We start from the raw sequence: 13,651 nt of genomic DNA, 5'->3' as shown, positions 1-13,651 counted from the left end.
TATGATCAATCCGATAAGCTTAGTTGGATCGTAAATCTTTTGAGTAAGAAACCTTCATTATATTCTTTTCTATGTATCCCGAAATCGGTACACCCTCACAAATTCTAACCTGTGCTATCCTGGATGATAATGAGATAAACCGGCTGACGCTGGAGCACTATATCGAAATGAATAGCTCCCTGCAACTCGTGGCTTCTTTGGCTGGCAGCGTTGAGGGACTGGACTTTTTCAGCATGGGGCGCCGCGTCGACTTGCTGTTTTTGGATGTGGAAATGCCTGATTTAAACGGGCTTGACATGCTTCGTTTACTTCCGGAAGCTCCGCAGGTTGTCCTGACTACCGCGCACGAAAACTTCGGGAGCGATGCTTTTGAGTTACGTGTGACAGACTACCTCGTTAAGCCCTTCGACTATACTTGCTTCTGCCGCGCTGTAGAGCGAGTGTTCGAGCGTCTTAACTCGGGCACTAACATCGTACACCTCGCGGCGAGCCCGCACCGCTAACCTCTAAGTTGCCATTCTCCGGAAACAGATAATGGCAACAAGTGTGAGCAGGTAAAATAAATTATTGATTGTATATAATATTTCTAAGCTGATCAGTAGCGGTAAATATACTTCGCAACAGTTGAGTTTAGTAAAAAGAAAGCCGGCTTTCTACCCTGCACCTGTTGCAAAGTAGAAAGCCGGCTTTGTATTATAGTTATGCTTAGGAGATAGAAGTAGTTGCCGCACGCCACTCATGTAGCTTCCGAAGTAGCTCAGGAAGTAACTGAGTGAAATGCGCAGCAGCTTCAAGACGAGAAGTTATTGTTGCCGTCGCGTCTTCCAACGTTTGCGTGGGGCCGGTAAGCCCATGAACCTGAAGCATTTTCAGGGATGGCTTAAGCCGATGCGCAATCTGCGCGACCAGCGTCCAGTCTTCGGCTGCGACGGCTTGCTGTATGTTAGTAAGCTCCGTAGGCGTATGAGTCAGGAAAGAGTCGAGGATGCGTAGCACGAAGCTAGGTTTACCATGCGCCATCCGATGCACTTCCGCCAGATTGAACAAGGGGGCCGGCTGCTCGGCGGCAGCCTGATGCGCGGCGGTAATCTTGTGCAGAAGTTCTATCTCGTCGAAGGGCTTGGCAATGCAATCGTTTAGTCCTGCGGCTAGGTAGCGCTCGTTATCAGCTCGGAAGGCATTGGCAGTCAGTGCGATGATGGGCGTTTGGGCAAGTACGGTGTTCGGGTGACAACGGATTCTGGCCGTCACTTCGAGGCCGCTCATACCGGGCATCTGAATATCCATCAGAATAACATCGTACGAAGCTTGCTCGAACAGCACCAGCGCGGCGGCTCCATCCGCCGCCGAATCTACCTGCACGTCGTAATTCTCTAACACCAGTTGCGCTAGCTGTCGGTTTACCTCGTGGTCTTCTACCAGGAGCACCCGTAATCCCTTCACTGCCTCCGTGGTAATAAAAAGTTGCTCTTGGGCTTGGTTGATGCTGGCGTTGCTGACAGGTGAAGCCTTGGGGAACGTGAGCGTAAAACTGAATGTGCTGCCGTGCTCTGGCTCACTATAGATAAATAAGCGCCCACCGAGTTGTTCAACCAGGCTGCTGCTGATCGTCAGACCTAGGCCGGTGCCGCCAAAGCGCCGCGTGGTGTCGGTGTAAGCCTGGGAAAAGCTCTCGAAGATTTTTTCCTGCTTGTCGACGGGCACCCCGATACCGGTATCGCGCACCAGAAAGCTGATGGTTAGGGTTGTCTCAGTTTCGGCCCGCAACGAGGCCGCCATCGTCACGCTGCCACGTTCCGTAAACTTGATGGCATTGCCGAACAAGTTGAGCAGCACCTGTTTGAGACGATGTGGGTCGCTGAGCACCATAAAGGGCGGCAGCACCAGTGGCTCTACTTTGAACTCGATGCCTTTCTCCGTCGCCCGGAAAGCTAGGGTCTGGGCTGCGGTTTTGATGATGGTACCTAGGTCGAAAGGCGTTTGTTCCAGTTCCAGTTTGCCCGAGGTGATCTTGGCTACGTCGAGCACATCATTTAATACGCTGAGCAGGTGAGCACCTGAGTTACGAATAATGTTCAGATAGTCGAGCTGCTGCGGGTTAAGGTCGGTGCGGGCCAGCAGGCTGGCCATGCCCAGTACACCATTCATAGGCGTGCGAATCTCGTGGCTCATATTGGCCAGGAAGTTTTCGCGGGCTGCCACGGCGGCTTCGGCTTCCAACTTAGCTCGCTTCATTTCTTTCTCAGCCAGCACCCGGTTGGTAATGTCCTGACTATAAGAAATGACGTACGCGGGGCTGCCAGGCTCTGTTACTAAGCAGCTGTGATACAATAAGTAGCGCTTCTCGGCACGGATTGGCAGCAGAATCGGCATCAGACCAGATAACTCATTCTGGTGCGCGAAGGTCTCCAAGTAGCGCACAAAATCGTCAGGAATGGTACCAGTCAACACTTCGGCTAGGTGCTGGCCTACCAACTGCTCGGCCGGGATACCTAGGAGGGTAGCCAGCGCCGGATTTGCCGAGAGCATAATACCCTGCATATCGTGGGTACAGATAAGGATTTGCGTATTCTGCATCAAATCCTGGTACTGCTTGGCGTTGTGCTCCAGATCCTGCCGGATGCGTTTGATTTCCGTGATATCAGTGCCAACGGTAAGAACTTCCACCTCGCCCTGGGGCCGTACCAGCGGGCGCTTCACTACTTGGAACTGAAGTACATCCTGGTTGGCAAGCGTGAAAGGCAGCTCGGCGTTAAGCTCTTCGCCAGTGTGCAGCACTAGTTCGCTCCAGGTATTAAGCTGTTGCAGCTCCGCTGTTTCGGGGGGAGCTGGTGGGAGAGTGGGTAAGTCATTGCTACGCTGAATAAGGTTCTCGTAGGCGGCATTGGCGAAGATTACATTGCCGGCTTTGTTGCTCACATACAGGAAGTTGGGGATAGTGTCCACTACTTGCCGGATAAAGGCTTGCTGCTCCTGCACGACCGCCTCCGCACGCCGCTGGCGTTCCTCGGCCAGGTAGCGCTCGGTGAGGTCCATGCCGGAACCTAGGAGTACCTGAAGCGAACCATCGGTGTTGAAGATAGGAAGCACCCGCCGGAGCCAGTGACGCGGGCCAGTGAGGCTGTTAATTGTTTCTTCCCAGCTGATTTCTTGTCGCTCCTGGATGGCCTGGTCAAACAGCTGGTCGCGCTGGATAGCAAGATCAATGGGGAAGTGGCGGTACTCACAGTATTCCATATTGGTTTTGCCGATAACCCACTGCCGGATCTCCGGGTTTTGAATGCTGCCGGGGTTTACAAATAGGTAGCGCTTTTCGGGGTCGAAAACAGCAACGGCAGCCGATAGCTGGTTGAGAATCTTTTCGTAGAAGGTACGCTGCTCGGCCAGCTGCTGCTCGGCCAGGTAGCGGTCGGTAATATCGAGGCCGTAGGCGATAATCATGCGAACATTACCTTCCGACGCCAGAACTGGGTGAAAGATGCGCAGCAACTGGCGCGGTCCGTCGGGCGACATGATGGTTTCTTCAAACTTCACCTGCTGCCGCTCAGTCATTACCTGCTCAAACCTGACTTGCCGCTCATGCGCCATTTCCATAGGGCGCTGTCGGTAAGCAAAGTATTCGAAGTTGGTTTTGCCAATTATCCAGTGCCTGATTTCCGGATTTTTGATGCCCGCAGGATTGACGAACAGGTAGCGATGCTGATCGTCGAACACCCCAATATCGGCCGGCAGATTGTTTAAGATACTTTCATAGAACTCGCGCTGCTCGGCTAGCTGCTGCTCGGCTAGGTAGCGGTCGGTGATGTCGAGGCCGTAGGCAATGACCATGCGCACCTCGCCATCGGGACCTAGCACCGGGTGCAGCCGCCGCAAGAGCCGCCGCTCGCCGTCGGAGGTGTCAATCGTTTCCTCGTAAGCTAGCTGCTGCCGCTCGCCTAGCACCTGACTGAAAATGGCGCTGCGCCGCTCGGCCATTTCCATGGGGCGCTGTCGATGAGCAAAGTATTCGAAATTGGTTTTGCCAATTATCCAGTGCCTGATTTCCGGATTTTTGATAGCCACCGGGTTCACGAACAGATAGCGGTGCTGATTGTCGAACACTGCTATATCGGTAGGCAATTGGTTGAGAATGGTTTCGTAGAACTCGCGCTGCTCAGCCAGTCGTTGTTCGGCCAGGTAGCGCTCCGTGATATTGACGCCGTAGATGATGACCATACGCACCTCACCGTAGGGGCCAAACACCGGATACAGGCAGCGCAACAGCCGGCGTGGTCCTTCGGGAGCGATGAGCGTTTCCTCGAAGTTTACCTGCCGGCGCTCGGCCAGCATTTGCTCAAACATGGCCTCCCGCTGGTGCGCAACATCGGCTGGATGTTGGCGATATGCCATGTACTCTAGGTTTGTTTTGCCGATAACCCAGGCCCGGATATTCGGATCTTTGATGGCACCCGGATTAACGTACAGAAAGCGGTGCTGCCCATCGACTACCGCAACATCTGTGGGAAGCTGGTCGAGGATGTTTTCGTAGAACTCGCGTTGTTCTGTTAGCTGCTGTTCAGCTTGGCGTTGCTCCGTGATGTCGGTGCCGGTACTGATCAGCATACGCACCGTGCCATCGGCATGGAACACCGGCCGGAAAGCTAGCTTTACCTGTTGAGGCCCTCTTTCAGGATGCATCAATGTGTCTTCCCACGTAACCTCCCGCCGCTCCAGGATAGCTTCTTGGAAGAGTGCCTGGCGCCGCAACGCTATACTAATAGGCCGTTGCCGGTGAAGACAGGCTTCCAGGATGGTTTTGCCTATCATCCATTTCCGTGTTTCTTTATCGGCTGATATGTTCTTGTTGGCTATCAAGTAGCGCTCTTGGCTATCGAAGACAGTAAGGCCAATGGGCAGCTCTTCCAGAATGGTTTGGTAGAAATCATGCTGCTCGGCCAAGCGCTGTTCGGCGGCGCGCTGCTCAGCGGCAAGCTGCAGTTGCCCCTGCGCCTGCGCGTCAAGCAGCGCCTGCTGAAGCTCCGCAACCTGCTGTTCGGCCTGCTCGCGCCGCAAGCACTCTTGTCGGAGCTGCTGCTGTAGCGTTTTATAGGACTCTTCAAGCGAAAAAGAAGAGAGTAACTTAAACATACTGATGATAAATAGGACAAACCTAGGTTGGGCAAAGTGCTGCCAACACATGTCGCGGGGGGAAAGCAACAGCGCTTAAAATGATGCCATTTCTGCACGAAAGCCGGCGTCACAGTTGGCAGCTAGGTTGCTTTTCGGTCGTGTTCTGCTTCGGCTGGGCAGAAGAATGCTAAACTTGCGCCTGTAAAAAGTTGTCGCTATGCCTACTACTGAAATTTCGATTCCCGACCTAGCTGCTTTGCCCGCCGCTGCCGCGCAGCTCAAGAACCTGCTGGTAGATCACAGCATCGTAGCTTTTGAAGGCGAGATGGGAGCTGGCAAGACCACCTTCATCAAAGCATTGTGCGCAGACCTAGGTGTGCCGGAAAGCGAAGTGAGCAGCCCGACGTTTTCGCTCGTCAATGAGTACCGCGACGCGCAAAACCAGCCGATCTACCATTTCGACTTCTATCGGCTCGATGACCCCAGCGAAGCTGTAGCAATGGGTGCCCTAGAGTACTTCGATTCTGGCTATCTTTGCCTGCTAGAATGGCCAAGCCGTGTGGAAGCGTTGCTGCCCCCAGATTATCTGCTCATTACACTCACCGTTACCGGACCAGAATCGAGAATCCTCCAAGTAAAAGTTGGGAATTAAAATTAAAGCCTGCTGCGGAATGTCTTGGATTTCAGAAGCTGTACAGCACGAGGTAGTTTGTAATTCCTGATTTTTGATTTTTAACCTCTCCCAATGCCCGAAGCAGTACCCCCAGGATTCGAGTCGCTGGCTACCAGCCGCGCTTTTTACCCGCAAGAATCCATGTTGGCAGTGGAAACGCGGCGACGTAAGCTCTTTATTGGGCTGCCGCGCGAAACCTCGTTGCAGGAAAACCGCCTGGGCCTGACGCCTGAGGCAGTGAAACACCTCGTGAACGAAGGCCACGAAGTGGTGTTGGAAAGCGGGGCCGGCGAACCGAGCAAGTATTCCGACCACGACTATTCCGAGGCGGGTGCTTCTATCGTGTACACGCAAAAGGAGGTGTACGCGGCCGACCTCATCCTGAAAGTAGCGCCGCCTACGCAGGATGAAATCGAGCACATGCGGCCTAATCAGACGCTCATCTCGGCGCTGCAATTTGGCTCACTCACAGGCGAATACATTGCGGCGCTGGCGCGGAAGAAGGTTAACGCTATTTCCTTTGAGCTGATCAAAGACCCGTCGGGGGCTAGGCCAGTAGTGCGGGCGATGAGCGAAATTGCCGGCTCCACCGTCATGCTTATCGCGGCCGAATACCTGGCGCGCGCCAACGAAGGCAAAGGCATTATTCTGGGCGGCATTACGGGCGTGCCGCCTTCGCAGGTGGTTATTCTGGGCGCAGGCACGGTAGCCGAATATGCCGCCCGTGCCGCTACGGGCCTAGGCGCCGAGGTAAAAGTGTTTGATAACCACATCTATAAGCTGCGGCGCCTCAAGCAAAACCTAGGTACGCAGCTCTACACGAGCACCCTGGATACCTTCGTGCTCAACCAGCAGATTCGTCGCGCTGATGTCGTGATTGGCGCGCTGAACGTGGAGGAAGGCCGGATTCCGTTTATGGTGCCCGAAGATGTCGTGTCGCAGATGTCGCCCGGCTCGGTCATCATCGATGTGAGCATTGACCAGGGTGGCTGCTTCGAAACGTCGGAGCTGACGAGCCACAACAAGCCGGTTTTCCGCAAGTACGACGTCATTCACTACTGCGTGCCCAACATTCCGTCGCGGGTGCCGCGCACGGCTACCAACGCGCTAAGCAACATTTTTACGCCGATTTTGCAGGAAATCAGCCAACACGGCGGCATTAACGAGGTGTTGTTCACGAACGAGCATTTCCGCAGCGGCGTGTACATCTACAAAGGCTCGCTCACGAACGTGGCTATTGCGAAGAAATTCAACATGCGCTACAAGGAGCTAGGTTTGATGATTGCGGTGCGGAATTAATCTGAACCACGGATTCATCCGGATTTTTCGGATTCCACGGATTTTGTGGACGGCTTTGCTGCAGCTTTGTGCTCGCCTGAGTAGACCTACCTAGGTTGGTTGGCTTCATTCGATAATGTGCGGCACAAACTCCGAGAGGTTGGTGATGAAGCCTGCGTCGCGGCGGAAGCCGATGGCGCAGGCTGCTCCGGCCCAGAATACGCCCGCTTGGTAGCGGCGGCCTTGGGCGTCTTGCGGGAGCTCAGCAAAGCGCTGACGCACTTGGGGCTGATCGGCGAAGTCGCCTTCGATGGTTTCGCCAGCCTGACCGTTGTTTATTTCCGTCACATTTTGCCCTTCGCGACCTAGCAGCGGCTTGCGCACGTAATGGCCCGGCAGGTCTTGCAGTGATGCTTCGAGCAGCAACGGGTGATGCGGAAAGTTTTGCCACAGCCAGGCTAGGATGCCCTTGCTTTGGAAAAGCAGCGTGTAGGCGGGGTTGGCAATAATGAGGTCACGGCTTTGCAGGAGCTGCGTAAGGTCGGCGGTCAGTTCCGGCTCTTCATCGGCCAGAATTTCCCAGGGTACGAGCTTGAACACAAAGGCAAATCGTTGCCATTGACCCGGCTCCACTTCGGCCCACGCTCCCCGGTCTTCGCCCTGCACGGCAACCTGCATGGCATCAACGGAGCAGACGTGTACTTGCTCGAAACCTGCTTCTACGGCTGCTTCGGCCACTACGGCACAGTTGGCGGCATCTTCGTCGCTATCGGGCAGGTGAACCAGTAGCAAGCTAGGTTCCAGGTCATTGTTCAGTTCCAGCCATTGTGCCAGCTGGTTTTGCAGTCCTTCGAAGAGGCCGTTCACCTGCCGATCATCCTGGCCCTGACCGGCCGCAACTAGGCTAGCCCACTGCACCACGGCCGTTTCGGGGAGGCTGGTAGCGGTGTCGGCGTTGAACTCCAGAAGCTTGGGTCCGTCGGGCGTTTCGGCCAGGTCGAAGCGGCCGTAGAGGTGCCAGTGACGGTCATCGTTCCAGGAGTGACGTACGGCAGCCCACAGGTTCTCCGGAATGGCAAGCAGCCGCAGCAGATCGTCGGGAATCGGATCGGGGATAGACTGCACCAGCAAGTCGTAGAGCGTATCGGTGGCTTCGAGCAGCGCGTCGGCCGAGCGCTCCGGCAGCTGCACCGCCTCGCGGGCCACGTAGTTCTGGCAGGCATCCTCAATAGCCCACTCCCAACCCAGGCCACGCACGGCCGGCGACACATCACCCGAAAGCGGTAAGAGCTTGATCATATTTCATTTAACATTTACCAATTAACATTTAACAGCTACCAAGTATCAGTTAACAAATGTCGGCTACCAGTTACCCATACTTGCCTAACCAACACCTAGGTTGTCGGTACAGTGTTAATTGGCAGATGATAACCGTAGCTGTTAAATGTTAATTGGTAAATGTTAAATGAAAATTATCCGCCAAAGCCTCGTCCGCCGCGGCTACCAAAGCCGGAGCTGCGGCCGGTTGGTGCGGTGCTGCGAATGCTGCTGCGGCTTCGACCAAAACCCGTGTTGCGCGTAACAGTAGGGCTAGGTCGGATGCCGCCCGTGGGCGACGTGCGGCTGCCCGCGAAACCGCGCCCGAAAAAGCTGCGGCCCTGGCCGCGTTCCTGCGCCACCCGACTTCGCCAGGCGTTATTCTGCTGTACCACGCCGGGGTTGGCGTAAGCACCTAGGTTGGGCGTGAGAAAACGACCGGCCATGTAGCCGATGCCGCCCCACATCAGCACGTCCATCATGCCGGTGCTGCCCACGCGGTTTTCGGGGTAGGTGCGGCTGTAGTCCTGCATCTGTTTTTGCAGCGCCTGGCCTTGCAGCGTATCCACGGTGCCGTCGAAGTGCTTGAGGATGGCGGCTACTTGCTCTTTCCCAGCGGGGCGCTCGGCCGTAATCTTCCAGCTGCCGGGCTGCACCTCCGTCATTTCGGTGATAACGCCCTCAGAGTAAGAGTCATTGTTGCCGTTGCTCCAGTCGCCCTCGGCGGTGGTTTTGTCGGAGCTGGAGTTGCCGGAGCACGCCGGCAGGCCAATACCTAGGCTCGCAGCGGCGGCAACCATCAGCACGTTGCGACGCCAATCGCCTAGATGGAAATAGGGTTTGTTCATAGCTAGGTGGTGTTTACGGGTGGCTGATTGAAGACTGACTCTAACGTTAAATAACGAGAACCAGCGTGATTTCTGACAAAGTGCCTGAGATTCAACCTTTGCTTTCGATTACTTACCGGCGAGCAGCAGCGTCTTCCAGGCTTCCTGGACCCTGCCTTCTTCCAGAAACTGCTTGCCGAGCAACATCAATTGGCGGCGCTGCTCGCTTGGGTTGCCGTAGTGCTTATTGAGCGTGTAGGCAACCAGCGGCTCCGTATGAAAAGTCTGCACTTCCGCCGCAGAAGGTAGGGCCGAAGCCTCCACATTGGCCAACCGACCTAGGTTGTTGCCCGTCAGAATGTCGCTGTGGCGGATGTGCGTCGGCAACTGATCGAAGCCGATTCCCTGGTGGCGGCTCGGCCTAGGTACTTGGAGCAGGCTTTCAGGGCCTACGCGGCTGTAGTAGTCGCCACCCAGGCGGGCCACGGCTTCCAGCTTGTGCGGGTTCAGGCCGATGCCATTATCATTCAGCAATGCCTCATGAAAATGGGCCTGCACCACCCGGCAGATAACCAGGTTACCGGCGCCGGCTGTGTCTCCCAAGGGCATAATCTGCTCGACCACACACTCGTAAGCGGCCGGGCATTCGGCGGCACGTGGCGGCCGGACCTTATCAGAGGTAACTTCTGTGAAGCCTGCTTTTTGAAACTCGTTTACGCCTTTCGGGTACTCGGTGCTCGTTAGTGAAAGCTGCTCTACCAGCGGATAGTTGGCGATGTTAATTACGCACTCGGCTACCTCGCGCACGTTGAGCAGCGTGTCTTTGGGCGTGTTGTCGTGGCCACGCGTCGTAGCCGAGAAGATGAGAATGGGCGGATTGGGACTGAAGACGTTGAAGAAACTATAAGGAGCTAGGTTCACCTCGCCGGCCGCTGAAATGGTACTAACGAAAGCAATCGGCCGCGGCGCTACGCTGGTAACCATAAACTGGTACCAGTCAGGCGCGGGAATATTGCCGGGCGTGATGGTGCGGAAGGAGGGAAGGGAGGGAATCATGCGGGCAAGATAGAACAGCAGATGTTGCTATAACTAATCGTCATAATGCCACTGTTGCGTATCACTGCTGTACGTCGCTTCAACCATGGTCCCGGCATAATATCGTAAGTAAAATTCATTCGACCGATCAGGCGGGTAAGCAGCTGAGTCGGTCCTAGCCGATTCGTAGCGGAAAGGTCGGGGCCATAACAGACCTTGCGCAGTAAAAGGAATTGTAGCTAGGTAACGTGGCGTGAGTTGCGCTAACGAATCTGGGTAGTGTCCGTGTCGCTTATGATAAGCTTCCAGCTTATTTATTATGCCAGCAGCGCGCTGCTCCGTGCGGTTACCTTGCCAGTTCCATATTGGAATCATCAACGGAAAGCTAAGGAATGCTGCTATCAGTAACGGCCTGAGAAATTGCCGTAAAATCTTCGCTACTATCCCGATGACTAGCATGAGCACAGCATAAACCAGCAGCAATGCCATTGCACCAGCTAGTTGTAGCATCATAAGAAGAGGCTCACTTGACTCTGTATGCAGGTACAACAGGGCCACAAGGAGTCCGCTGGTCCACAGCAGCAATGAGCGGTAGTCAGATCGTTTCACCGGCAGTTGAACCTAGGTTGGTTGCGGTGCAGTATAGGTATTTCTTGCTAAGGCAGGAGTAAATAGAGGATATGCTTAGAGCGTGTTGGGGAATTAGGAACCTGAATGAGCTTTGAAAATCATTATCCCAACTAAGACATCCTACTCTGACCATCGTCTAATCTTTAGGGAAGTATTTGCTCCTGTTGCAAAGTTCCTAGGCTGTTCATCAGGGGGAAGCGGGTAAGACCCTGCATACTCCTCACCACGAAATGAAACAGCAAGCACCAACTGCCCCGTACGCAACGCCTGAATAAAATCTACAGCTTCCGCGACGTCCGCTTCCACGGTGCTACCCGCGAATCCGCCGCAGTGACAATGATATTCGGCAAACCCAACGGTTATCTGTTCGTCGTCCGAGTCCACCCAAAAGGGCCAGCCCGCAGGGCTCGTCGTATCTATTACAAAGTAATCCTCACGCTCCGTAAACAACCCTTGCAGGTCAGGAAGTGAAGCAAGTAGCTGAGCGAGAGCTTTGGAGGAGTAGTCTGATAGCATAGAGCAAGGTAGGCAGATTTGAGATTCCCTAACACGCTCTTCGCTTTCAAAAAATGACTTAGCTAATCTGATATATCTTTACTAACTAGCTATAGCTACTCATCTATCGTTCTATTTCTCTGCCATGACCAAGCCCGCTTGCCCTAAGTGTGATGCTACAGAAGCTACGAAAAGCGGAATTGTAGGCGGCCGGCAACGGTACAAGTGCAAAAATTGCGGCTATCACTTCTCCGTCGATAAAGTAGGGCGTGAGGTGAGTTCTTATTACGTCATCAAAGCACTACAGCTGTACGTGGAAGGTGTGAGCTACCGCGAAATTGAGCGGGTGCTAGGGGTAAGCCACGTAAGCGTGATGAACTGGGTGAAAAAGTACGGCGTGCGGGCTCCCCGTCAGACGGATTATCACCCAACGCACAAGATATTGACTCAGAAAGAGCTAGCTGACTTCTTTCAGAACCCACAGAACCTGAAAGGCGCGGGGCTGATGGTGACAGAGCTAGGGGATAAGTACATGATGATCCGTTGGGAACGGTTCAAAGAAGGCTAGGGCTATAGTATTAACGAAACTATAGCGCCGAGGCGGTTTCTGCTTGTCAATTCTTCTACTTGGTGTAGGCGTATGCGCCATCACCACGCGGCAACTGCTGCTCTACCTGTCGTAAGCCAATTCGCAGGTACTCTTGAGCTTCCCAATTCCCACTTCTCCTCACTTTATCTCGCTAAACGAGTATGGAACAGAGTACCCCTAGCACAAGCGGCTACGCAGCCGTGCCCGACGCTCCGGTGGAGCACGACAACAATGCCGTCTCGACCGGCACGATCTGGCAGGTCATTACCGCCTCATCCGTCGGCACCGTCATCGAGTGGTACGATTTCTACATTTTCGGTTCGCTGGCCGCCATCATTGGGCCGGTGCTATTTGGGCACGCAGGCAAGATTGAGGATACGTTGCTAGGTGCCCTGGCCGTGTTCGGGGCTGGGTTCGTGGTGCGGCCGTTCGGGGCCATGTTCTTCGGGCGCTTAGGCGACATGATCGGGCGCAAGTACACGTTCCTGGTAACGCTGCTGATTATGGGCGGCGCCACGTTCATCACCGGCCTGATACCTAGCTACGATTCCATTGGCATTGTCGCACCGATTATCGTGGTAATATTACGGCTGCTGCAAGGGCTAGCTTTGGGCGGCGAATACGGCGGCGCGGCTACCTATGTCGCCGAATATGCGCCTGACTCCAAGCGCGGCTACTACACGAGCTTCATCCAGATTACGGCCACCGGCGGCCTGATTCTCAGCATCTCCGTCATTCTGATCACCCGCAAATTGATGGGCGAAGATGCCTTCAAGGAGTGGGGCTGGCGCATTCCGTTCCTGCTTTCGGGCTTCCTGGTTATTGCCTCGTACTACATCCGGCGGAAGCTGCATGAGTCGCCGCTGTTTGCCAAAGCCAAAGCGACCGGCACAACGAGCAAAAGCCCTCTGCGCGACTCCTTTATGAATCCCGTAAACCGCCGCCTGGTCCTGATTGCCTTGTTTGGCGTAACGATGGGACAAGGAGTTATTTTCTACACCAGCCAGTTTCAGGCTTTCACCTTCATGAACGCCACCCTGAAGCTGGATATCGTTGATTCAAGCATTATCATGGTGGTAGCCATGCTATTAGCCACGCCGCTGTTTATCTATTTCGGCTCGCTCTCCGACCGTATAGGCCGTAAGCGCATCATCATGACCGGCATGATCTGCGGGGCGCTGTTCACCATTCCGCTGTTCTATGGCATCAAGGCCTTCGCTGGGCCACTCACGGAAGTAACGCCCGCCACCGTTGATGCCGCGGGCCAGGCCTTACCGGCAGTTATGAAGGCCCTCACGCCCAACGTACCAGCTATGATTGCGCTGGTGTTCTGCTTGGTGCTGTTCGTAACGATGGTGTACGGCCCCATTGCCGCTTACCTGGTAGAGCTGTTTCCGACCAAAGTGCGGTATACCTCACTGTCAGTGCCTTACCACATTGGCAACGGCGTGTTTGGCGGCTTCGTGCCGCTGATTGCTACTTCCATTGGCGTGTGGGCGGCGGCGCAACCCGAAGGAACATTTGCTAGAGAGCACAGCAGCTTGGTCGGTTTGGTGTACCCGGTCGTCATCGCCCTCATCTGCTTCTTTGTGGGCATGGCCATGATGAAGGACGTGCGCAATGTGAAACTAATGGAGGATAAAGCCACGGAGTAGCTAGGTGAGTGTCAGAGTAGCTAAGTAAGTCATTACTCAAATA

The 13,651-nt window shown here is 54.7% G+C and carries 11 protein-coding genes; 6 read left to right on the top strand and 5 right to left on the bottom strand.

What is annotated here, in order from left to right:
• The first annotated feature begins 71 nt into the window (after positions 1-71).
• Entirely contained in the window at positions 72-503 is a 432-nt protein-coding gene (locus IEX74_RS20695; RefSeq protein WP_188815950.1) for a LytR/AlgR family response regulator transcription factor, read from the top strand.
• 202 nt (positions 504-705) lie between these two features.
• Here IEX74_RS20695 and IEX74_RS20690 read toward each other — a convergent pair whose 3' ends face one another.
• Positions 706-4,854, bottom strand: a complete 4,149-nt coding sequence (locus IEX74_RS20690) for a PAS domain-containing protein (protein WP_229755404.1) — start codon at positions 4,852-4,854, stop codon at positions 706-708.
• Between the two features lie 9 nt (positions 4,855-4,863).
• Between IEX74_RS20690 and IEX74_RS23305 the strand changes: the two genes are divergently transcribed.
• From IEX74_RS23305 to IEX74_RS20680, 3 genes are all read left to right on the top strand, one after another.
• Entirely contained in the window at positions 4,864-5,079 is a 216-nt protein-coding gene (locus IEX74_RS23305) for a hypothetical protein (RefSeq protein WP_229755406.1), read from the top strand.
• A gap of 247 nt (positions 5,080-5,326) precedes the next feature.
• A complete protein-coding gene (gene tsaE, locus IEX74_RS20685) occupies positions 5,327-5,761 on the top strand; it encodes a tRNA (adenosine(37)-N6)-threonylcarbamoyltransferase complex ATPase subunit type 1 TsaE (protein WP_188815948.1) in 435 nt (144 codons plus the stop codon).
• Between the two features lie 93 nt (positions 5,762-5,854).
• A complete protein-coding gene (locus IEX74_RS20680; RefSeq protein ID WP_188815947.1) occupies positions 5,855-7,081 on the top strand; it encodes an alanine dehydrogenase in 1,227 nt (408 codons plus the stop codon).
• Positions 7,082-7,186: 105 nt separating this feature from the next.
• Here the strand turns inward: IEX74_RS20680 and IEX74_RS20675 are convergent, their stop codons facing one another.
• From IEX74_RS20675 to IEX74_RS20660, 4 genes are all read right to left on the bottom strand, one after another.
• Positions 7,187-8,359 (bottom strand): glutathionylspermidine synthase family protein, encoded by a 1,173-nt coding sequence (locus IEX74_RS20675; RefSeq protein WP_188815946.1) that lies wholly within the window; start codon positions 8,357-8,359, stop codon positions 7,187-7,189.
• A 173-nt stretch (positions 8,360-8,532) separates the two neighbouring features.
• Positions 8,533-9,225 (bottom strand): Cj0371 family chemotaxis-regulating polar lipoprotein, encoded by a 693-nt coding sequence (locus IEX74_RS20670; RefSeq protein ID WP_188815945.1) that lies wholly within the window; start codon positions 9,223-9,225, stop codon positions 8,533-8,535.
• A 108-nt stretch (positions 9,226-9,333) separates the two neighbouring features.
• Positions 9,334-10,260, bottom strand: coding sequence for a flavin reductase family protein (locus tag IEX74_RS20665; RefSeq protein ID WP_188815944.1), 927 nt, complete (start codon positions 10,258-10,260; stop codon positions 9,334-9,336).
• Positions 10,261-10,989: 729 nt separating this feature from the next.
• A complete protein-coding gene (locus IEX74_RS20660) occupies positions 10,990-11,385 on the bottom strand; it encodes a hypothetical protein (RefSeq protein WP_188815943.1) in 396 nt (131 codons plus the stop codon).
• Positions 11,386-11,509: 124 nt separating this feature from the next.
• Between IEX74_RS20660 and IEX74_RS20655 the strand changes: the two genes are divergently transcribed.
• Both IEX74_RS20655 and IEX74_RS20650 read left to right on the top strand, forming a co-directional pair.
• On the top strand, positions 11,510-11,932 hold the full coding sequence (locus IEX74_RS20655) for an IS1/IS1595 family N-terminal zinc-binding domain-containing protein (protein ID WP_188815942.1): 423 nt from the start codon (positions 11,510-11,512) through the stop codon (positions 11,930-11,932).
• Positions 11,933-12,114: 182 nt separating this feature from the next.
• Entirely contained in the window at positions 12,115-13,608 is a 1,494-nt protein-coding gene (locus IEX74_RS20650; protein WP_188815941.1) for an MFS transporter, read from the top strand.
• The last annotated feature ends 43 nt before the right edge of the window (positions 13,609-13,651 follow it).

It is taken from the genome of Hymenobacter cavernae, assembly GCF_014641455.1.
Classification (GTDB): domain Bacteria; phylum Bacteroidota; class Bacteroidia; order Cytophagales; family Hymenobacteraceae; genus Hymenobacter; species Hymenobacter cavernae.
This window is presented reverse-complemented; position numbering and strand designations above follow the sequence as displayed.

Excerpts from the sequence above, each read along its gene's own strand:
- IEX74_RS20695 (WP_188815950.1), top strand. The coding sequence starts at position 72 with ATGTATCCCGAAATCGGTACACCCTCACAAATTCTAACCTGTGCTATC.
- tsaE (WP_188815948.1), top strand. The coding sequence starts at position 5,327 with ATGCCTACTACTGAAATTTCGATTCCCGACCTAGCTGCTTTGCCCGCC.
- IEX74_RS20680 (WP_188815947.1), top strand. The coding sequence starts at position 5,855 with ATGCCCGAAGCAGTACCCCCAGGATTCGAGTCGCTGGCTACCAGCCGC.
- IEX74_RS20675 (WP_188815946.1), bottom strand. The coding sequence starts at position 8,359 with ATGATCAAGCTCTTACCGCTTTCGGGTGATGTGTCGCCGGCCGTGCGT.
- IEX74_RS20670 (WP_188815945.1), bottom strand. The coding sequence starts at position 9,225 with ATGAACAAACCCTATTTCCATCTAGGCGATTGGCGTCGCAACGTGCTG.
- IEX74_RS20665 (WP_188815944.1), bottom strand. The coding sequence starts at position 10,260 with ATGATTCCCTCCCTTCCCTCCTTCCGCACCATCACGCCCGGCAATATT.
- IEX74_RS20660 (WP_188815943.1), bottom strand. The coding sequence starts at position 11,385 with ATGCTATCAGACTACTCCTCCAAAGCTCTCGCTCAGCTACTTGCTTCA.
- IEX74_RS20655 (WP_188815942.1), top strand. The coding sequence starts at position 11,510 with ATGACCAAGCCCGCTTGCCCTAAGTGTGATGCTACAGAAGCTACGAAA.
- IEX74_RS20650 (WP_188815941.1), top strand. The coding sequence starts at position 12,115 with ATGGAACAGAGTACCCCTAGCACAAGCGGCTACGCAGCCGTGCCCGAC.